Below are 20,762 nucleotides of genomic sequence, written 5' to 3'. Positions count from 1 at the left end.
GGATCCTGGGGTTTGTGTTGGTGTGGGGTGTGGTGTCTTCCTTGCTGCTGCCCCCGCCCCCCCCCGCCCCGCCCCCCCCCCCCCCCCCCCCCCCCCCCCCCCCCCCCCCGCCGCCGCGCTTCAACTCCCGCTGCTACACCTTCCCCGCTTCACCCTCTTCGCTTCACGCAGCGCCTATCGCACCGGAAAGTCGTGGACGAACGCGTCGACCGCATGGCCGTCGAGGCTCGGCCCGCGGCCGACCACGTTACATCGCGGCGCCGATCGAGGTGTCCGCATCGAACCCATACAGCACGGCCGGGTTGTCGACGAGTATCGCGCGGCCGACCGCCGCGTCCGCCGCGCACGCGTGCAACCAGCCGAGGAGTTGCGCATCGTCGGGCAGCGGCGACGCGTTCGGGTGCGGCCAGTTGCTGCCCCACACGCAGCGCGCCGCATGCGCGCGTGCGAGCACGGTGGCAAGGCGTGCGACATCGTCGTAACCGGGCGCACCGGATCGCGAGGTCTCGTAAGGCGCGGACAGCTTCACCCACACGTGGCCGCGATCCAGCAGGCGCCGCAACGCAACGAAGGCCGGCGCATCCGGTGCAACCGGCGTCAGGAACTTGCCCGTGTGATCGATGACGACGCGCGCCGGCAACGACGCCAGCATCGGCTCGACGTCGGGCAGCGTCCGGCCGTCGAGCTGCAAATCGATGTGCCAGCCGAGCGGCGCGATCCGCGCGGCCATCCGCTCGAGCTCGTCCCATCGCGCGACGCCGCCCGACAGCGTCATGAACCGCACGCCGCGGATGCCCGCCGCGTGCAGCCGCTCGAGTTCGGCATCCGGCACGTCGACCGGCACCGTCGCGACGCCGCGCGCCTGCGGGCCGAGCGCGGCCAGCGCATCGAGCGTGCAGCGGTTGTCGAAGCCATAACCGGTCGGTTGCACGACGACCACGCGCGCGAGGCCGAGCGTCTGTTGCACGCGGCGATACGCATCCACCGGCGCATGCGGCGGGCGGAACGTCGCCGTCGGCGCGAGCGGATATGCATCGTCGTAGATGTGGATATGGCAATCGCACACCGGCGCCAGCCGCATGCCGCCTTCGTCGCGCGTCATCGCACACCCGGCGCGGCGGACGCGTCGGCCGACCGCCAGCGTTCGAGCCGCGTCGCATGCGCGGCGTTGACCGCGCCGTTCGGCACGCGTGCGTCGAGCAGCGCGGCGAGTTGGTCGACCGTCTCCAGCGCCTGGTGCTCGACCGCCGGTCGCGTCAGTCCGCCGATGTGCGGCGTGGCGATCACGCGCGGATGCGCGGCGAGTCCGGGCGTCGGCATCTGGTCCGCCGCGCGGCCGACGTCGAGCGCGCAACCGGCCAGCCGGCCGCCGTCGAGCGCGTCGGCCAGCGCCTGCTCGTCGACCAGCTCGCCGCGCGACGCATTGACGAAGCACGCGCCCGGCTTCATCGCGGCGAACGCGCGCGCATCGAACAGGTTCGCGGTGGCCGGCGTCGCGGGCGCGAGGCACACGACGTAATCCGCGTCGCGCAGCAAGGTCGCGCGGTCGACCTGTTCGATCGACGGCGCGTCGACCCGCACGTACGGGTCGCACACGAGCACGCGCATCCCGAACGCCGTCGCGATCGGCACGAGATGACGCGCGATCTGTCCATAGCCGACCACGCCCAGCGTGCTGCCGCGCAATTCGCGGCCCATCCGCGGCAGCGGCGGCGTGCCGCGGTGGTACGCATCCGCGTAGCCGCCGATCCCGCGCGCGAGGCCGATCATCGCGCCGATCACCCACTCCGCGACGGCCGGCCCGAACCCGGGGCTCGCCTGCGTGACCAGCACGCCGAACTCGCTCGCCGCGTCGACGTCGACGGTACGGATGTCGACCGCGCAGCGCAGGAACGCGGCGAGCGCGGGCAGCCCCGCGAACAGCGCACGCGGCGCCGGCGTCTGCCGGTACGCGATGATCGCGTCGCACCCCTGCGCGGCGGCGATCAGCTCGTCCGTGCCGAGCTCCCGGTCGAGCGGATTGCACGTGACGTCCGCGAGCGCCTGCAGCGCGCACAGCGCCTTCGCGCCGAAGTAGTAATCGAACATCCCCGACGGATGGGTCACGTAGACGCGCGTCATGCGTTGTCTCCGTTCGATTCGACCGCGCGCGGCGGCGGCGCGACCGACGCGCGCTCGACCAGCGTGACGCCCGGGAACACGCACTGCCCGGGCGCCGATGACGGGTCGCCGTCGTGCCGCATCACGCGCCGCACCATCTCCGCGGCCATCTCGGTGACGGGCAGTTGCACCGTGGTCAGCGCCGGCCACGAGATCGCCGACAGGAAATGGCCGTCCATCCCGACGACCGACACATCGTCCGGCACGCGCAATCCGCCGTCGCGCAGCCCCGCCATCAGGCCGAGCGCGAACAGGTCGTTGACCGCGACGACGCCGGTCGGCCGCGCCGGATCGGCCGCGAGCGCGGCGCCGAGCGCGCGCCCGACCTCGACGATCACCGCGTCGCCGTATTCGTTCGCCGGGCCGCCTTCGAGCACTTGCGCATCGGCGCCTGCGTCGCGCGCCACTTCGAGAAAGCCGCGAATCTTGTCGCTGCGGCTCACGGTGATGCCGGCCACGGTCGCGAACGCGAGCCGCGTATGGCCCGCGGCGACGAGGCAGCCGGTCGCGAGCCGCGCGGCCGCCTCGTTGTCGGCCGTCACGTGATCGACCTTCGATTGCTCGCCGGGCGTCGCGCGGCGGTCGTAGCTGACGACCGTCATCCCGCGTTCGGCCGCGCGTTCGAGGTGGCTTTCGTCGGCGAGCGACGAGATCACGATCACGCGCCGCACGCCGTGCGCGAACAGGTCGTCGAAGAACGCCGCCTCCTTGCCCGCGTCGCGGTACGTGTTGCCGATCAGCACGCGATGACCGTACTGCTCCTGCGCGCAAGCCTCGATCTCACGCGCGATGTAGCCGTACATCGGATTCGCCATCGACGGCACCAGCAACCCGACGAGCGGCGTCTGCCCCGTCTTGAGCTGGCGCGCGAGCGTGCTCGGCCGGTACTGCAGCGCATCCATCGACGCCTTCACGCGCTCGAGCGTCTCCGGCTTCATCTGGTCGGTGCGGCCGTTGAGCACGTTCGAAACCGTGCTGACCGAAACGGCCGCATGACGGGCCACGTCCTGAATCGTACTCATGTCGTCTTGCATTGAACGGGCTACAGGCCGAAACGGGCCGGCAGCCACAACGAAAACGCCGGTGCGAAGATCAGCGCCACGAGGGCAACGAACAGCACCAGCAGGTATTTCACCATCGGCCGGGCGACGCGCGCGACCTCGGTCCCCGTGATCGCGCAGGTCGTGAACAGCCCGAGGCCGACGGGCGGCGCGAACAACCCGAGCCCCATCGCCACCACCACGACCGTGCCGAAATGCAGCGGGTTGATGCCGAGCTGCAGCGCGATCGGCGCGAGCAGCGGCCCGAAGATGATCAGCGCGGGCGCGCCTTCGAGCACGGCGCCGAACACGATCATCAGGAGCGCCGCCAGCAACAGGAACGCCGTCGAGCCGTACTGATGGGCAAACGCGGTCATTGTGCCCGAGACGAGCGCCGGAATCTGCTCGATCGACAGCGCGAACGACACGCTCGACGCCGCCGCGACGATGAACAGGATGCCGCTCGCCATCGATGCCGCACGCACGAACACGCGGCCGACCGAGCGCCAGGTCAGTTCGTGGAACGCCGTCCAGCCGATCACCAGCGCATAGACCACCGCGAAGGCCGACACTTCCGTCGAGGTCGCGATGCCCGACGTCACGCCCTTGCCGATCATCACGACCATGATCAGCGCGACCAGCGCGCCGCCCGCGAGCGGCAGCCACGCGCGGCGCTCGACGAACACCGCGTCGATGTCGATGCGGCGTCCGCAGATCACGGTCACGACCGCCAGCGACGCGGCGAGCACGGCCGCCGGCACGATTCCCGCGACGAACAGCCCCGCGATCGAGATGTTCGCGACGAAGCCCATGATGATCATGTTCACGCACGGCGGGATCGTCTCGGCCATCACCGCGCTGCACGCGAGCAGCGCCGCGGTTTCGTCGGGGTCCTGGCGCGCACGGCGCACGGCCGGCATCACGACGCCGCCCACCGCCGCGATGTCGGCCAGCTTCGAACCCGACACGCCGGAAAAGCACGCCGTCGCAAGGATCACGATCAACCCGAGCCCGCCGCGCACCCGCCCGAAGATCCGCAGCAGCAATTCGACGAGCCGCGTGGACATCCCGTTCGACTCCATCAGCAAGCCGGCCAGCACGAAGAACGGCACCGCCAGCAGCACGAAGTGATCGGCGCCGGCCATCACCTGCTGCGAGTAGACCTGCAACGGCAGCGTCGGGTCGGCGAGGAAATACAGCAGCGCCGAGAACGCGAGCACGAAGCCGATCGGCACGCCCAGCACGAGCCCGCCGACGAAGCCGGCGATCAGCAGCGCCCCCGGCGCGATCGCATGCTCGGGCCGCAGCGCGTTCCAGCCGTACACGGCGCCCGCGAGCACCGCGCAGCACGCAAGCGTGCCAAGTACGCGGCGGCGCGGCGCGTTCAGCGCGTTCGCGAGCGCGAACACGCTCATGAACAGCGCGCCAAACATCATCGGATACACGTTGATCCAGCCCGGCAGGCCGCCGGTCGTCAACTGGTCGTACGAATCGCCGAGCAGCTGCCACGACGACGCCAGCAGGTTCAGCGACACCGCCGCGACGATCCAGTGTCCGATCTGCACGAGCGCACCCTGCCAGCGCGCCGGCAGCCAGCCGCGGAACAGGTCGATGCCGACGTGCTGGCTGCGGCCGAGCACCGTCGCCGCGCCGAAGAACACCAGCACGATCATCAGCGCGCTCGCGACCTCCTCGGCCCAGTCGACCGGATCGTGCAGGAAATAGCGGAACACGACCGACACGAACACCACGAGCACGTCGACGGCCAGCACCGCGGCCGACACGTATTCGATCCAGCGCATCGCCGCCGCCAGCGCGCGGACGGCGGCGCGCGCGGGGCGGTCTGCGCCGGCGCCCGGCACGACGCTCGAAACGGAACCGGTATCCATTGCTCAACCCCGCGCCGCGGCGATCGCCGGAAACAGCGGCGCGGTGGCCGGATATTGCTTGGCGAACGCCACGTAGAGGCGGTCGTGCATCGCCTGCCGCAGCGCGGCGCGCTCGGCCTCCGCCATCGGATGGAACGTCATCCCGTGCTGCTTCAGCGCCGCCTCCGCCTGCGCGGCCTTCTGCGTCGCGATCGCGCGCTGTTGCGCGGTCGCATCGGCCACCGCGCGGTCGAACGCCGGGCGCAGGTTCGCCGGAATCCGCTCGAGCGCGCGCCGCCCCATCACGACGGTCATCGCCGCGAACACGTGGTGCGATTGCCAGCACGACTTGACGATCTCGTCGAAGCGGCTCGCGAGCACGGTGGCCGGATCGTGCTCGAGCCCGTCGACGACGCCCGTCTGCACGGCCATGTACAGCTCGCCGAACGGAATCGGCGTCGGCACCGCGCCCATCACCTTGAAGGTGTCCATGAACGCCGGCGTCGGCAGCACGCGCAGCTTCGTGCCCTTCACGCCCGGCAGCGCCGTCACCGGCTGCTTCGTGAACACGCAGCGCCCACCGAAGTGCGAGCCCCACGTCAGCACCGAGCAGCCCGCGCGCTTTTGCAGCAGCGCGTTCAGGCTGGTGCCGACCTGGCCGTCGAGCACCTTCGCGACGTGCGCATAGCTGTCGAACAGGTAGCCGAGATCGAGCATGCCGAGCTCGGGTGCGACCGTGGCCCAGATCGACGACCCCGCGATCATCATGTCGATCGCGCCGATCTTCACCTGCTGCGCGACGTCGCTCTCCTTGCCGAGCTGGCTGTTCGGAAAGTAGTCGACCCGGATCGCATCGCCGACGCTCGCCTTCAGGTTCGCGGCAAGCCGCTCGTACCACACGTAGTGCGCGGCGTTCTGGTCGGCCGGCATCGACGACGAGCAGCGCAGCGTCACGGTTTGCGCCGCGCGGCCGATCGCCGGCAGGCCGCCCGCGACCGCGAGCGTGGCGGCGGGCGCCGTTTGCAGAAAGCGCCGCCGGGTGAAGGTAGTCATGGCCGTCTCCTTTGCAGTGCGCCTCCAGGCGCAACTGTATCGATTTAGTGTATCGATACAGTAATACGACGACCGATGAGAGAAAAATGAGGGTTTTCCCGTGCGCGGATGAAAAACGGGCCTTCCGCGTGGTGGTTTTGGGCCGGAATCGCAGACGGCGCCGGTCTGTGCCGGTCTTGCAGGCCGGTGTCGGCGCGCGTCGGGCGCGGCGCCTGATATCATCAGACAACAGACCTTGGCTAAACAACGCCCCCGCCGTCCGCCTCCTGCGTCAGAAACTGCTCGACCATCGCGTTGAACACCGGCAGCGCCGGATTGTCGTTGTCCGCGCGCCACGCGAGATACAGCTCCGCCGCCACGTCGACGTCCGCGAGCGGCCGGAACACCACGCCGTCCACATGCAGCTCGCGCGCCGACGCCGGCACCAGCGCCGCACCCAACCCGGCACGCACCAGGCCGAGGATCGTATGCGTCTGCCCGACGTAATGCAGGTAGTTCGGCAAGCGCCCGGCGCCGGCGAACATCCCCGAGATCATGTCGTGGAAGTACTTGCCCTCGTTCGGCGAATACGCGATGAACGGCTGCCGGTCGAGCTGGTCCGGGCCGATCCGCTCGTACGCGGCCAGCGGCGCGCCCTGCGCGACCGAGACGAGCATCGGCTCGCGTTGCACGAGCCGGTATTCGAGCGGATGGCGCGCCGCGCGCTGGCGCACGAAGCCCGCATCGAGCATGCGCGACGCCAGCGCGTCGATCTGCACGGTCGACACCATTTCACGCAGTTCGACGTCGACGTCGGGCAGCGCCTGCGCCGCATGCGCGAGCAGCGCCGGAATCATCCGGTACGCGCTGACGGCCGTGAAGCCGAGCGTGATGCGGCCGGCCCCGCCATGCGCGACGCGCTGCGCGGCCTGTTCGGCCCGCGCGGAAAACTCGAGGATGTGCCGTGCGTCGCGCAAGAAGCGCTCGCCGGCCGCGGTCAGCCTGACCTGCCGGCTGCTGCGTTCGAGCAGCGCGATGCCGAGCGCGTGCTCGAGCAACTGGATCTGCCGGCTGAGCGGCGGCTGCGTCATGAAGAGCCGCCTGGCCGCGCGCCCGAAATGCAGTTCCTCGGCCACGGCGACGAAGCAGCGAAGCTGGTTCAGTTCAATCATTCAAATCTTGAATCAATCGATAGCGTCTTGATGTTAGACCGATATCGATTCGATTCCTATACTCGGTTGCACCTGATGTGCGGCCCGCGCCGCGCACGCCGACCGAGACCCTCATGACCATCGACCTTCTGCTCACCCAGCCGCTTCCCGACACCATCGACGCCGAACTGTCCGCCCGCTACGCGGTGCATCGGCTGTATGCGGCCGACCAGCCCGACGCGCTGCTCGATCGCGTCGCATCGCGCATCCGCGGCGTCGTCACGGGCGGCGCGAACGGGTTGCCGGCCGCGTTGATGGCGCGGCTGAGCGCGCTCGAGATCATCGCGATCAACGGCATCGGCACCGACGCCGTCGATCTCGAGCTCGCCCGCGCACGCGGCATTCACGTGACGACGACGCCCGACGTGCTGACCGACGACGTCGCCGACATGGCGCTGGGGCTGATCCTGATGACGCTGCGCGACCTCGGCGCCGGCGAGCGCATCGTGCGCGCCGGCCGCTGGGGCAAGGTGGCGCAGCCGCTCGCGACGCAGGTGACGGGCAAGCGGCTCGGCATCGTCGGCCTTGGCCGCGTGGGACGTGCGATCGCGCAGCGCGCGCAGGCGTTCCGGATGCCGGTCAGCTATTTCGGCCCGCGCGAACACCGCGACAGCGGCTATCGCTACGTGCCCGACCTCGCCGCGCTCGCGCGCGACAGCGACGTGCTCGTGCTCGCGGCGTCCGCCGATCACGGCAACGTGCTCGTGACCGCCGACGTGCTCGCCGCGCTCGGCAGCAAAGGATTCCTGATCAACGTCGCACGCGGCAAGCTCGTCGACGAAGCCGCGCTCGTGCGCGCGCTCGCCGACGGCACGATCGCCGGCGCGGGGCTCGACGTGTTCGCCGACGAACCGCGCGTGCCGGCCGCGCTGCTCGAACTCGAGCGCGTCGTCGTGCAGCCGCACCGCGCGAGCGCCACGCACGAGACACGCGAACGAATGGGCCGGATCGTGCTCGCCAACCTCGCCGCGTGCTTCGCGGGCCAGCGGCCGCCGACGAGCGTTACAGGCTGACCGCCGCACGCCCCTCCCCGACCAAGACAACATCCAATGAAACGCCTCCGTACGCCGGAGGCCAGGAGACTCGCATGCCCAATCGATCCAGCGGCGGCGCAGCCGTCGCCGCCTCTTCCACCTCTCCCGCCTCATCCACGGCGTCGCGCACGATCGGCCGCGTCCGTTACACGGTCCTCGCGCTGATCTTCGCCGTCACCGTCGTCAACTATGCGGACCGCGCGACGATGTCGATCGCCGGTACCGGCGTCGCGCACGCCCTCGGGCTCACGCCCGTGCAGCTCGGCATCGTGTTTTCCGCGTTCGCGTGGGCCTATGCACTCGGCCAGATCCCGGGCGGCTGGCTGCTCGACCGTTTCGGCGCGCGCCGCGTGTATGGCCTGAGCCTGCTGCTGTGGTCGATCTTCACGATGCTGCAGGGCACGGTCGGCTGGTTCGCCGTGCAGGGGGCGGCCGCGACGCTCGCGCTGTTCGCGATGCGCTTCATGCTCGGCCTGGTCGAATCGCCGGCGTTCCCGGCCAATTCGCGGATCGTCGCGTGCTGGTTTCCGACCGCGGAGCGCGGCACCGCATCCGCACTGTTCAACTCCGCGCAGTACATGGCCGTCGTGCTGTTCACACCCGCGATGGCGTGGCTCACGCACGCGCTCGGTTGGGAACACGTGTTCCTGTGGATGGGGATGCTCGGTGTCGCGCTGTCGGCGCTCTGGTTCGCGTGGTATCGCGAGCCGCACGGCCATCCGCGCGTGAGCAACGCCGAGCGCGACTACCTGCGCGCGCACGGTGCGCTCGTCGATCTCGAAGCGAACCGCGTCCGCGAGCGCTCGCGCCTATCGTGGCGCGACGCGTCGCAGCTGTTCCGCCACCGCAACCTGTGGGCGATCTACATCGGCCAGTACTGCATCACCGCGCTCACCTACTTCTTCATCACGTGGTTCCCGATCTACCTGATCAAGGGGCGCGGGATGACGATCATGGAAGCCGGCTGGGTGGCCGCGCTGCCGGCGCTCTGCGGCTTCACGGGCGGCGTGCTCGGCGGCGTGCTGTCGGACTGGCTGATCCGGCGCGGCGTGCATCCGTCGCGCGCCCGCAAGACGCCGTTCGTCGTCGGGATGGCGCTGGCGACGCTGCTCGTGCTCGCGAACGGCGCGTCGTCGAATGCCGTCGTGATCGCGCTGATGACGATCGCGTTCTTCGGCAAGGGGCTCGCGGCGGTCGGCTGGGCCGTGCTCGCCGACACCGCGCCCGAAGGGATGGTCGGCCTGAGCGGCGGCGTGTTCAACGGTCTCGGCAACCTCGCGGGGATCGTCACGCCGCTCGTGATCGGCTACTTCGTCGCGCACACGGGCTCCTTCGCGGGCGCACTGTGGTTCGTCGCCGCGCACGGGCTGCTCGGCATCGCCGCCTACGCGTGGCTCGCCGGCCGCTTCGAACGGATTCGCGTCACGCCGGACGCGTGATACCGGGCGCCGCCGGGCGTGCGACCGGCGGCATCAGGCGCGCTGGCGGCTGCCCGGCATCGGCTCGACCGCAAGCCGGTCGAGTTCGCGCAGGTCGTTCTCCAGCGCGGGCGTGAGCGTCGTGCGCAGATGGTCGAGGAAGGTGCGGATCTTCGCATCGAGATAGCGGCGCGTCGCATAGACCGCGTACACGCTGACGGTCTGCAACCGATACTCGGGCAGCACGCGGATCAGGCGCCCCGCGCGCAGGTCGTCGAGCACCGTATACAGCGCGACGCACGCGATGCCGCGCCCCGCCCGCACCGCGACGCACAGCGCATCCGGCACGTTGACCTGGAACGGTGCCGGCTGCAGTTCGTAGACGGTCTCCTCGCCGTCGTCGCGCTCGAGCCGCCACTCGCTGGCCGGCGATGCCGGCGTATCGAGGCGCAGGCATACGTGGTTCGGCAGGTCGTCGGGCGTCTTCGGCGTGCCGTGCCGCGCGAGATATTCTCGCGATGCGACCAGCACGCTGCAACTGGTGCCGCAGGTCTGCGCGACATAGCCGGAATCGGGCAGCTGCGACGCGGTCACGATCGACACGTCGTAGCCTTCCTCGACGAGATTCGGCATCCGTTGCGCGAGCGTCAGCTCGACCGACACGTCCGGGTTGTCTTCCTGGTAGCGCACGATCGACGACACGACATGACTCTGCCCGAGCCCCGTCATCGCATGGATCCGCATCTTGCCGCTCGGCCGCAGCAGCGCGTTGCGGGCCTCGGCGTTCGCGTAGTCGAATTCGGCGAGGATCGATTTCGCACGCTCGAAGTAGCGCTCGCCGCTTTCGGTGAGGCCGAGATGGCGCGTCGTGCGATGCAGCAGGCGCGTCTGTACGTGGGCTTCGAGGTTCGACACCGCGCGTGACACCTGCGCGGTGGTCGCATCGATTTCTTTGGCGACCGCGGTGAAACTGCCGGCTTCGACAACGCGCACGAACAGGCGCATGTTTTCGAGCATGTCCATTGAATTGGCTTGGGGAGTGTCGGTGGGGAAACGTCGGCGGCGCTCGCGTCAGACGGGAATCGGGGCGTGCGCGCGAACCACGCGCAAGCGATCGCCATGCCGGGGAACGGGCGGGAGAGCGGGCATCGCGTGCGTGGTTGTGGCGTATCGGGGAATTCGGTGGCCCGAATTGTACGCCGCTGCAGACAAATTTGCGCGGTCGCAGGGCAGTCAGGCTTTCATCTGATGAAAGGTTCCTGCAAGACGGATGCGGCGCGCGCAGGCAACGCGTTGATGCAGCGCGACAATTTATATCACGATGCGATATAATTCTCGACGTCCTCGCGCTGCGTCATGCGCATCGTCATGTTTACCGCTCAATCGTCCATGTCGTCAGGCCCCTCCCCGTCGCGCCGCACCTTCCGCCAATGGCTGCACAGCTTCATTCCCCATCCGATGACGCTCGGCTGGCGCGAGCGCATGCGCTCGTGCGCGGGCGCGCTCGTCGGGATCGCGACGGTCGGCGTCACGATGCGGCTGCTGCCCGGCGTGCCGGGCCTCGTGCCGCTGCTCGTCGCGCCGATGGGCGCGTCGGCCGTGCTGCTGTTCGCGGTGCCCGCGAGTCCGCTCGCGCAGCCCTGGTCGATCATCGGCGGCAATCTGGTGGCGGCGACCGTCGGCGTCGCCTGCGCGCAGTGGATCGCCGATCCGATCACGGCCGCCGCGGTCGCGGTCGCCCTCGCGATCGGCGGCATGTTCGCGCTGCGCTGCGTGCACCCGCCGTCGGGCGCGGTCGCGCTGACGGCCGTGCTCGGCGGCCCGGCGATCCACGCGCTCGGCTTGCGCTTCGTGGTCGAGCCGATCGCACTGCAATCGGCGATCCTGCTGTCGGCCGCGCTCGTGTACCACGCGCTGACGGGCCACCGCTATCCGCACGGCGGCGTGCGCCACGACGCGAAACCGCAAGGCGGCAGCGCCGCGCCGGCACGCGGCGGCTTCACGCGCGCCGATCTCGACGCCGTGCTGAAGCGCCGCGGCGAATGGCTCGACGTCGACCCGGACGACCTCGAAATGCTGCTGCGCGAAACCGAGATGCAGGCCTATGCGCGCACGTTCGGCCAGCTCACGTGCGCCGACCTGATGACGAAGAACGCGATCGAAGTCGCGCCGTCGACGTCGGTCACGGCCGCGCTGACGCTGCTCGACCGCCATCGCGTGAAGGCGCTGCCCGTCGTGGACGGCAGCGATCGCCTGGTCGGCATCGTCACGCGCGCCGACCTCACGCGCCCGTTGCGCCGCCCGGTCCCGCTGTGGCGGCGGCTGGCCGCGCAGCTGCCGCAATCGTTCGGCGGCCGGCCGCCCAGCGTCGCGACCGTGATGACCCGCGACGTCGCATCCGTGCCGCAGACCATGCCGATCACCGCGCTGGTGCCGCTGTTTACGCATTCGGGCCATCACCACATCCCGGTCGTCGACGCATCACGCCGGCTCGTCGGCATCATCACGCAGACGGATCTCGTCACCGGCCTGTACCGCCAGACGCAGATGCTCGAAGCCGCGTAACGCGGACGCTCAACGGGCCGACGACAGCGTAATGTATCTATTTCGCTGAAATTCGGCCATTTATATCATATTGTGATATATTTAACGTTACCGAAACTGCTGCCCGACCGACCGCAATGACCGATACCCGACGCGCGCTGACCAAAAGCGATTTCCAGCAACTGTCCGAGTTCCGCTACCAGATGCGCCGTTTCGAGCGCTTCTCCGAACGCGCCGCGCAAAGCGAAGGCGTGACGCCGCTGCAGTACCTGCTGCTGCTGCACATCAAGGGCTATCCGCACCGCGAATGGGCCACCATCGGCGAACTCGCGGAACGCCTGCAGGCGCAGCATCACGGCGTCGTTGCGCTGGTGACGCGCTGCGAGGCACTCGGGCTCGTGAAGCGCAAGACGAGCGAAGCGGACCGCCGGCAGGTCGAGGTCCACCTCGAGGAAGCCGGCGAGACGCTGCTCGCCCACCTCGCGGCCATGCATCGCGCGGAACTGAAATCGCTCAAGGGCACGTTCCAGGTTCCGCAGATCAATAACTGACCCAGGCTTTACCGACCTATCCTCACGCCGATGAACGCACCGCACAAACGCGACTTCTCGACCAACGAACGCCTGCCCAGGATCGCGTTGCTCGCTGCCGGGATCGGCTTGCTCGGCACGCTGGCGGCGTTCGTGCTGTCGAGCCTGATCCACCTGTTCACGAACCTGTTCTTCTTCCAGCAGTTTTCGTTCGCCGACCGTTCGCCCGCGCACCACACGCTCGGCGCATGGGTGATCGTCGTGCCGGTGATCGGCGGGTTGATCGTCGGGCTGATGGCGCGCTTCGGTTCGGAGAAGATCCGCGGCCACGGCATTCCGGAAGCGATCGAGGCGATCCTGTTCGGCAAGAGCCGCATGTCGCCGAAGGTCGCGATCCTCAAGCCGCTGTCGTCGGGTGTCGTGATCGGCAGCGGCGGCCCGTTCGGCGCCGAAGGCCCGATCATCATGACGGGCGGCGCGCTCGGCTCGCTGATCGCGCAATGCGTGCACGTGACCGCCGCCGAGCGCAAGACGCTGCTCGTCGCGGGCGCGGCCGCCGGCATGACCGCCGTGTTCGGCACGCCGGTCGCCGCCGTGCTGCTCGCGGTCGAACTGCTGCTGTTCGAATGGCGTCCGCGCAGTTTCCTGCCGGTCGCGCTCGCCTGCGCGGTCGCCGGTTTCGCCCGCGCCGTGTTCTTCGGAGTCGACCCGCTGTTTGCGCTGACCACGGCGCCGCCGACGCCCGTCGCGCTGCTGTCGTGCATCGTCGCGGGCCTGCTGTCGGGCGCGCTCGCGTGCGGCCTGTCGGCGGCGCTGTACCGCGTCGAGGACACCTTCGCGAAGCTGCCGGTGCACTGGATGTGGTGGCCGGCGCTCGGCGCGATCGTGATCGGCATCGGCGGCTGGCTCGAGCCGCGCGCGCTCGGCGTCGGCTACGACGTGATCGGCGACCTGCTGCACCAGCACATCGCGCTGAAGATCGCACTCGCACTGTTGACCGTGAAGGCCGTGATGTGGGTGATCGCGCTCGGCTCCGGCACGTCCGGCGGTGTACTCGCCCCGCTGCTGATGCTCGGCGCGGGCCTCGGCACCGTGCTGTCGCCGGTGCTGCCCGGCGGCGATCCGGCGCTGTGGCCGCTCGTCTGCATGGCCGCGACGCTCGGCGCCACGCTCGGTGCGCCGCTGACCGCGATCGTGTTCGCGTTCGGCCTCACGCACGACGCGAACGCGCTGCTGCCGCTGCTCGCGGCGACGCTCGTCGCGCACGGCTTCGCGACCGTCGTGATGAAGCGTTCGATCATGACGGAAAAGATCGCGCGCCGCGGTTACCACATCTACCGGGAATACGGCGTCGATCCGCTCGAACGCCATGACGTGGCCGAGGTGATGACGCCGGCCGACGATCTCGTCTCGATCGACGGCGGCACGACGCTCGACGCCGTCGAGTCGCAGTACTTCGGCGCGAAGCAGACGCACCGTGCGTACCCCGTCGTGCAGAACGGCCGCCTGCTCGGTCTCGTCGATCGTGCGACGCTCGACGCGCAGCGTGCGCAAGCCGGTCCCGGCGCGGCGCTCGCGAACGCATTCATCGATCGTGCGCCGGCCGTCGCGCACGCGCACGAAACGTGCCGCGTGGTCGCGTCGCGGCTCGCGATGCTCGGCCTCGAACGCCTGCCGGTCGTCGACGATCCGCAATCGCTGCGCATCATCGGCATCGTGTCGCGCAGCGACCTCATCAAGCCCGCGCTCCAGCACTTCGACGACGAACACAAGCGCGAACGCTTCCGCCCGGTCGTACCGGTCAACCTGCGCGACGCCGGTGCGCGCAAGGCCGGCTGATACGTACCGCGCGCTTCACCGTCCCCCGCCGTTCCGGATCGGCGCGCACCCTGCGCGCCGGTTCGCATTCCGCCGCGTCCGGCGTTTAAACTTGGTTGACAATTCATCGGACGAAAGTTTGTCATCATGGTGCTCATGCGACGGGGCCACCCTTTCAGCCATTCCACTTCGTCATCCAATAAAGAAGCGTCGCGGCGCGACATGCAGATACATGCAGCACGCCGCGGCCGTCAATCCGCCACACCACAGGGCAGCGAGCCGACCTCACGACGCATGACGTCGTCGCCGCGTCCCCGCCTCCACGCGGGCCGTGCGCGACCCATGCCGTATCGCAACAGAACGGACAGCATCCGGATTGTCGTTTGGCAAGCGTGTTAACAACTTGTTTCGGAATCGCCGGAACCGCATTTGTCCGATGCAATCTCACAAGAACGCAGTTCAAGTTCTGCTGCGCATCCCGCTCAATCAATCACGACTCGAGGGAGATAAAACGTGAACGTGAAATACTTACCGCTCATCGCATTGACCGTGGCAATTTCCGCACATGCAGCCGATCCGGCCATGCAGAACGTGGGGCAAAGCCAGAAGTCCGCGGAGGACGTGTCGGCGTGCATCGCAAAGACCTGGGCCGACAAGTCGCAGCAACAGGTGGTCACGCAGAACGTGCTCGCCAACGGCCTCGCGACCGATGTCTACGTACCGGGCCAGCAACCGCCGAACGGCGCGGCCGCGATGGTTCGTCCGGCGTCGAAGCCGGGCGCGAAGACGTGGGTCGGCATGCGTGGCGACGCCGCTGCCGCGGGCGACATCAACGCCTGCCTGTAAGCTCCGCGCCGGACGGCAACGCGCCGTCCGAATACGAGAAAGCCCCGCTTCGGCGGGGCTTTCTGCTTTCAGCGCGACGGCCGCGCGCATGGGTTGCGGCCGGTGCTCATGCGCTTACAGGTAGCTGCAGACGTAGTCGAGCGTCTCGAGCACTTCGATGTCGAAGCGGCTCTTGCCCGGCACCGAGAACGACTCGCCGGCGCCGTAGGTTTGCCATTCGCTGCTGCCGTCGAGCTTCACGCGGCACTTGCCGGCCTGCACTTCCATCAATTCGGGCGCGTCCGTGCCGAAGTTGAGCGCGCACGGCAGGATCACGCCGAGCGTCTTGCGCGTGCCGTCCGGGAAGAGCACGGTATGCGACACGCACTTGCCGTCGAAATAGACGTTCGCGCGCTTGACGACCGATACGTTGTCGAATTGGGTTGCACTGGTCATGTGATGCCTCTGATTGCTGGATGCCGGATGGCGTGTTGTCGGAAGCCGGCCGGAACGGCGGGCCGGCCGCTATGATACCGGCTCGCGGCGAGCGCGCCGCGAGCGGGAATGGTCCGCGGTGCGCGGCAGATGTTCAGGATCACTACGCGATGCATTGCCCGACTCATCGGAGCCCCTTGCGCCGCGCGGAATCGCGCAGGCAGTCGAGCAGCATCGACGCGGCCGGCGTGAGCGGGCTGTCGCGACGCGTGACGACCTGCACGGACACGCCGGGCAGCCGCTCGCGGATCGGCAGCACCGCGAGCTGGTCGCGCGCCCACTCGCCCTGCAGCAGCTGTTCGGGCATCGACGCGATCAGGTCGCAGCCCGTCATCAGGCTGTGCGCGAGCCCGAAGCTCGGGCATTCGACGACCCGCTGCGGCACCGGCAGCCCGTACGCGACGAACGAGTTGAACAGCACCTGGGTCGAGCTTTCCGGCGACGGATTCATCAGCCAGTCGGCCTCGACGAGATCGGCCAGCGACGTGGCCGATGCGAGCGGATGCCCTTTGCGCGCGACGATCAGCGATCGGCTCGCATAGAGTTCCGCGTGGTCGAACTCGGCCGCCAGCAGTTCGGGCACGACGACGGCGACCGCGAAATCGAGCGAGCCGTCGTGCAGCCGCGGCAGCGCGACGCCGGGAAACCCTTCGATCAGATTGACGCGCGCGACCGGAAAGCGCCGCCGGAACGCGCGAAACGCGTCGGGCAGGATCGTCACCGCCGCAGCCGGCGTGATCGCCGCCGCGACCGAGCCCGTCATCGCGCCCTGCGCCTGCTCGATATCGTCGCGCGCCCGCTGCATCTCGGCGACGATCAGCCGCGCGCGCACCTGCAGCTGCTGGCCGAACGCGGTGAGTTGCACGCCGCGCGCGGTGCGCACGACGAGCGACACGCCGAGCGCGATCTCCAGCTCCTTGACCGCCTTCGTCAACGCCGCCGGCGACACGTTCAGGCGCCGCGCGGCCGCGCGGATGCTCCCTTCGTCCGCGACGGTGACGAACGCTTTCAGCTGATGGTATTTCATGGCGGCATGCGTGATTCGTGGAAACCCGACGCCCGGCCACGCGCAGCGGATCAGGGTATTCCCGAGCGGCAACCGGTGGTGAGCACCAAAGCAATTTAGCAGCTTCTGGTACCCGACAGAAATTTATATGCTTGGCCGTCATATGTGCGTCAAACGCCCACCGGCCCCACCTGCCTCACCTGCTCCACAGGAGACACCATGCTGCAAGCCGTGAACCCCGTCATCCCCGGCATCGCCGCGATCGCCCCCGACCTGATCGACGTGCGCCGCCGCATCCACGCGCATCCGGAGCTCGCGTTCGAGGAAACGCTGACCAGCGATCTCGTCGCCGAGTTGCTCACGGGGTGGGGCTATGAAGTGCATCGCGGCATCGGCAAGACGGGCGTCGTCGGCGTGCTGCGCGAAGGACAAGGCACGCGCACCGTCGGCCTGCGCGCCGACATGGACGCGCTGCCGCTCGCCGAAGCCACCGGCCTGCCGTACGCGAGCCGCCACGCAAACAAGATGCATGCATGCGGTCACGACGGCCACACCGCGATGCTGCTGTGCGCGGCGCGCCACCTCGCCGCCACGCGCCAGTTCTCCGGCACGCTGAACCTGATCTTCCAGCCGGCCGAGGAAAACTTCGGCGGCGCGAAATCGATGATGGACGACGGCCTGTTCGAGCGCTTTCCGTGCGACGCGATCTTCGCGATCCACAACATGCCGGGCCGCGCCGCCGGCGACATGGCGTTCCGCGCCGGTGCCGCGATGGCGTCGGCCGACCGCGTGACGATCACGCTGCGCGGCGTCGGCGGACACGGCGCGATGCCGCACTTCGCGCGCGACCCGATGTCGGCCGCGGGCAGCATCATGGTCGCGCTGCAGACGATCGTCGCACGCGAGGTCGATGCGCAGCATGCGGCCGTGATCACCGTCGGCAGCGTGCAGGCCGGCGAGACTTTCAACATCATTCCGGAAACCGTCGTGATGAAGCTGTCGGTGCGCGCGCTGGACGCCGACGTGCGCGCGCTGCTCGCACGCCGGATCGAGGCGCTCGCGAAGGGCCAGGCGGAAAGCTTCGGCATCACGGCGGAAGTCGACTACGACTACGGCTATCCGGTCCTCGTGAACCATCCCGAACCGACCGCATTCGCGGCCGACATCGCCCGCCAGATGCTCGGCGCCGATCGCGTCGAAACCGAGGCCGCGCCGCTGATGGGCAGCGAGGACTTCGCCTACATGCTCGAAGCACGCCCCGGCTGCTATGCGTTCATCGGCAACGGCATCGGCAGCAAGGGCGGCTGCATGGTGCACAACCCCGGCTACGACTTCAACGACGACATCCTCGCGATCGGCGCGAGTTACTGGGTCCGCGTCGCCGAAGCCTGGCTCGCGGCCTGACGGCCCTTCATCACGCAGTTCCGCGCCTTAGCAGGGGAACCTCATGGAAACGTCCGCCCTTCCGTTCGCCGGCTCGCCGGCCGATGCCCGCGCCGCCGCGAAGAAACGCCGCCTGATCGCGGCCGCCGCGGTCGGCAACGCGCTCGAGTTCTACGACTTCACGGTCTACAGCTTCTTCGCGATCCTGATCGGCAAGCTGTTCTTCCCGGTGCACTCGTCGTTCGGGCAATTGATGCTCGCGGTCGCGAGCTTCGGCGTCGGCTTCGTCACACGCCCGCTCGGCGGCCTCGTGATCGGCATGTATGCCGACCGCGCCGGCCGCAAGAAGGCGATGATCCTGACGCTGTTGCTGATGGCGCTCGGCACCGCGACGATCGCGATCGCGCCGACCTTCGCGCAGATCGGCCTCGCCGCGCCGCTGCTGCTCGTGCTTGCGCGCCTGTTGCAAGGGTTTGCATCGGGTGGCGAAGTCGGCGCGTCGACGACGCTGCTGCTCGAACAGGCGCCGCAGCATCGCCGCGGCTTCTACGCGTCGTTCCAGTTCTCGAGCCAGGGGCTCGCCGCGCTCGCCGGGGCGCTCACCGGCGTCGCGCTGACGTCGACGCTCAACGCCGCGCAGCTCGAGAGCTGGGGCTGGCGTGTGCCGTTCATCATCGGCACGCTGTTCGTGCCGCTCGGCTACTGGCTGCGCCGCACCGTCGAGGAAGTGCCGGCCGCCGCGCCGGCCGCCGCGCACGACGAACCCGTCGCGTCGCTGCCGCTCGCCGACGTGCTGCGCCATCACGGCAAGGCCGTGTTCGCGGGCCTCGGCGTAACGATCGGCGGCACGTCGATCCACTACATCATCGTGTTCTACATGGCGATCTACGGCGTGCAGGTGCTGCACCTGCCGACCTGGCTGTCGATGACGGCCGGCTGCGTCGCCGGCGCGATCCTGATGCTCGTGACGCCGATCGGCGGGCACCTGTCCGACGTGTTCGGCCGCAACCGGATCGTCTGGTGGACGCGCATCGTGCTGATGGCCGCGATCTATCCCGCGTTCATCGCGCTGAACCGCTGGCCGGGCGCCGCGTCGCTGCTGTCGATCATCGCCGCGCTGTCGATCGTGCACGCGATCAACATCGGCGCGACGGGTGCGATGCTCGGCGAGCTGTTCCCGCGGGCGGTGCGGGCGACCGGCGGCGCGCTCGTGTACAGCGTGGGCGTCGCGATCTTCGGCGGCTTCGCGCAGTTCTTCGTCACGTGGCTGATCGCGGCGACCGGCAATCCGAATGCGCCCGCGTGGTATGCGATCGGCTGCGGCGTGCTCACGCTGCTCGCGATTCGCTGCATGGACGAGAAGGCCGGGAAGGCGCTCGATTGAGCGGTGGCGACGCGGGGCGTGCGACACGTCATTGACGCAGCGAACGCGCATCGTGCATGATCGCTCCATGCACGACGCCACGCTCAACCTTTCGACGACCACGCGCACGACCGCCTTCGGCGGGCCCGTGCGGCGAGTGCGCGCAAGGTCGTAGCGCCCTTCACCGATTCCCACAGGCCCCGCCGGTTCCGGACGGGGTCTCGTCGTTTCTCCGTCCGCACCGGCCTTTCAGGAGAAACGCGATGTCCGAAGCCCCATCCCCGAAACGTGCGCTGCTCGTCGTCGACATGCAAGTCGGGTTGTTCCATGGCCCCGATCGTCCGCATGACGGCGAACGCGTGCTGGCCAACGTCAACCGGCTGATTCGCCGCGCACATGAAGCCGGCGCGCCCGTATTCGCCGTGCGCCACACCGGCCCGGCGGGTTCGCCGATCGCGCCCGATGCGCCGCTCGCCGCATTGCTGCCGGCGCTCGCGATCGATACGGCACGCGACATCGTGTTCGACAAGACCCGGCCGAGTTGTTTCGCGGGCACACGGCTCGCTGAATGGCTGCACGCGGCCGGGATCGGCGAGATCGTGATTGCGGGGATGAAGACGCAGTACTGCATCGACACGGCGTGCCGCGCGGCCGCCGATCTCGGCTTTCGCGCCGTGCTCGTCGCCGATGCGCATACCTGCATGGATACGCCCGCGTTGCCGGCCGAGCGGATCGTCGCGCATCACAATGCGACGCTCGGCGGGCCGTTCGCGACGTTGACGACGACCGAGGCATGCGGGTTCTGACCGGCAACGCGTACGGCACGCCGCACGCCGGCCCCCGTAAACGCAACAAGGCACGGGCCACCCTCACCCGTGCCTTGCGTGCGCGCCGCCCCGCTCAGAACGTATGCATCATCCCCACATACGCGCCCGTCTGCGACTCGCCCGTCATCGGGCTCGTGCCCGACGTCGCGTCGCGCGGCGACGCGAGCAGCGAGAAGTTCGAATTCCCGCCGTTGCGCGCATACGCGAC

Annotated in this window: 18 protein-coding genes and 1 pseudogene; 9 read left to right on the top strand and 10 right to left on the bottom strand. The window is 69.1% G+C overall.

Annotated features, from left to right (window positions below):
• Positions 1 to 247: 247 nt before the first annotated feature.
• The 6 genes from DIE12_RS36860 to DIE12_RS36835 all read right to left on the bottom strand — a co-directional run bounded on the left by DIE12_RS36860 (position 248) and on the right by DIE12_RS36835 (position 7,272).
• Positions 248 to 1,102, bottom strand: coding sequence for an amidohydrolase (locus DIE12_RS36860; protein WP_124522075.1), 855 nt, complete (start codon positions 1,100 to 1,102; stop codon positions 248 to 250).
• Complete coding sequence (locus DIE12_RS36855; RefSeq protein WP_124522077.1) at positions 1,099 to 2,121, bottom strand: D-isomer specific 2-hydroxyacid dehydrogenase family protein; 1,023 nt, start codon at positions 2,119 to 2,121, stop codon at positions 1,099 to 1,101. Before DIE12_RS36855 ends, DIE12_RS36860 begins: the two co-directional genes overlap by 4 nt.
• On the bottom strand, positions 2,118 to 3,194 hold the full coding sequence (locus DIE12_RS36850) for a LacI family DNA-binding transcriptional regulator (protein WP_124522079.1): 1,077 nt from the start codon (positions 3,192 to 3,194) through the stop codon (positions 2,118 to 2,120). Before DIE12_RS36850 ends, DIE12_RS36855 begins: the two co-directional genes overlap by 4 nt.
• Before the next feature lie 8 nt (positions 3,195 to 3,202).
• Positions 3,203 to 5,089, bottom strand: a complete 1,887-nt coding sequence (locus tag DIE12_RS36845; RefSeq protein WP_124522081.1) for a TRAP transporter large permease subunit — start codon at positions 5,087 to 5,089, stop codon at positions 3,203 to 3,205.
• A 3-nt stretch (positions 5,090 to 5,092) separates the two neighbouring features.
• Complete coding sequence (locus DIE12_RS36840) at positions 5,093 to 6,121, bottom strand: TRAP transporter substrate-binding protein (protein ID WP_124522083.1); 1,029 nt, start codon at positions 6,119 to 6,121, stop codon at positions 5,093 to 5,095.
• Between the two features lie 239 nt (positions 6,122 to 6,360).
• Positions 6,361 to 7,272 (bottom strand): LysR substrate-binding domain-containing protein, encoded by a 912-nt coding sequence (locus tag DIE12_RS36835; protein ID WP_124522085.1) that lies wholly within the window; start codon positions 7,270 to 7,272, stop codon positions 6,361 to 6,363.
• A 113-nt stretch (positions 7,273 to 7,385) separates the two neighbouring features.
• Between DIE12_RS36835 and DIE12_RS36830 the strand changes: the two genes are divergently transcribed.
• Positions 7,386 to 8,324: a 2-hydroxyacid dehydrogenase gene (locus tag DIE12_RS36830; protein WP_124522087.1), complete on the top strand. Its 939-nt coding sequence runs from the start codon at positions 7,386 to 7,388 to the stop codon at positions 8,322 to 8,324.
• Positions 8,325 to 8,398: 74 nt separating this feature from the next.
• The gene (locus tag DIE12_RS36825) at positions 8,399 to 9,784 is read left to right on the top strand and encodes an MFS transporter (RefSeq protein ID WP_124522089.1); all 1,386 of its coding nucleotides are present in this window, start codon (positions 8,399 to 8,401) and stop codon (positions 9,782 to 9,784) included.
• Between the two features lie 33 nt (positions 9,785 to 9,817).
• On the opposite strand, the gene DIE12_RS36820 is transcribed toward DIE12_RS36825, so the two are convergent.
• The gene (locus DIE12_RS36820) at positions 9,818 to 10,786 is read right to left on the bottom strand and encodes a LysR family transcriptional regulator (RefSeq protein ID WP_044843298.1); all 969 of its coding nucleotides are present in this window, start codon (positions 10,784 to 10,786) and stop codon (positions 9,818 to 9,820) included.
• Positions 10,787 to 11,152: 366 nt separating this feature from the next.
• Between DIE12_RS36820 and DIE12_RS36810 the strand changes: the two genes are divergently transcribed.
• From DIE12_RS36810 to DIE12_RS36795, 4 genes are all read left to right on the top strand, one after another.
• On the top strand, positions 11,153 to 12,328 hold the full coding sequence (locus tag DIE12_RS36810; RefSeq protein WP_124522093.1) for an HPP family protein: 1,176 nt from the start codon (positions 11,153 to 11,155) through the stop codon (positions 12,326 to 12,328).
• 116 nt (positions 12,329 to 12,444) lie between these two features.
• The gene (locus DIE12_RS36805) at positions 12,445 to 12,858 is read left to right on the top strand and encodes a MarR family winged helix-turn-helix transcriptional regulator (RefSeq protein WP_124484609.1); all 414 of its coding nucleotides are present in this window, start codon (positions 12,445 to 12,447) and stop codon (positions 12,856 to 12,858) included.
• 30 nt (positions 12,859 to 12,888) lie between these two features.
• A complete protein-coding gene (locus tag DIE12_RS36800) occupies positions 12,889 to 14,676 on the top strand; it encodes a chloride channel protein (protein ID WP_124522095.1) in 1,788 nt (595 codons plus the stop codon).
• Positions 14,677 to 15,168: 492 nt separating this feature from the next.
• On the top strand, positions 15,169 to 15,501 hold the full coding sequence (locus tag DIE12_RS36795) for a hypothetical protein (protein ID WP_185500442.1): 333 nt from the start codon (positions 15,169 to 15,171) through the stop codon (positions 15,499 to 15,501).
• A 114-nt stretch (positions 15,502 to 15,615) separates the two neighbouring features.
• On the opposite strand, the gene DIE12_RS36790 is transcribed toward DIE12_RS36795, so the two are convergent.
• On the bottom strand, positions 15,616 to 15,936 hold the full coding sequence (locus DIE12_RS36790; RefSeq protein ID WP_006478890.1) for a pyrimidine/purine nucleoside phosphorylase: 321 nt from the start codon (positions 15,934 to 15,936) through the stop codon (positions 15,616 to 15,618).
• A 163-nt stretch (positions 15,937 to 16,099) separates the two neighbouring features.
• Entirely contained in the window at positions 16,100 to 17,002 is a 903-nt protein-coding gene (locus DIE12_RS36785) for a LysR substrate-binding domain-containing protein (RefSeq protein WP_044843294.1), read from the bottom strand.
• 198 nt (positions 17,003 to 17,200) lie between these two features.
• Here DIE12_RS36785 and DIE12_RS36780 point away from each other — a divergent pair, with 198 nt between their 5' ends.
• The 3 genes from DIE12_RS36780 to DIE12_RS36770 all read left to right on the top strand — a co-directional run bounded on the left by DIE12_RS36780 (position 17,201) and on the right by DIE12_RS36770 (position 20,533).
• Complete coding sequence (locus tag DIE12_RS36780; RefSeq protein ID WP_124484607.1) at positions 17,201 to 18,385, top strand: M20 aminoacylase family protein; 1,185 nt, start codon at positions 17,201 to 17,203, stop codon at positions 18,383 to 18,385.
• A 43-nt stretch (positions 18,386 to 18,428) separates the two neighbouring features.
• Entirely contained in the window at positions 18,429 to 19,748 is a 1,320-nt protein-coding gene (locus DIE12_RS36775) for an MFS transporter (RefSeq protein WP_124522099.1), read from the top strand.
• A 242-nt stretch (positions 19,749 to 19,990) separates the two neighbouring features.
• Complete coding sequence (locus DIE12_RS36770; protein ID WP_124522101.1) at positions 19,991 to 20,533, top strand: cysteine hydrolase family protein; 543 nt, start codon at positions 19,991 to 19,993, stop codon at positions 20,531 to 20,533.
• Positions 20,534 to 20,627: 94 nt separating this feature from the next.
• Here the strand turns inward: DIE12_RS36770 and DIE12_RS36765 are convergent.
• Positions 20,628 to 20,762: pseudogene (locus DIE12_RS36765) on the bottom strand (porin); the annotation flags it as partial.

This window comes from Burkholderia sp. Bp9015, assembly GCF_003853505.1.
GTDB lineage: Bacteria > Pseudomonadota > Gammaproteobacteria > Burkholderiales > Burkholderiaceae > Burkholderia.
The sequence above is the reverse complement of the archived record's forward strand: the minus strand, read 5'-3'. Positions and strand labels throughout refer to the sequence as shown.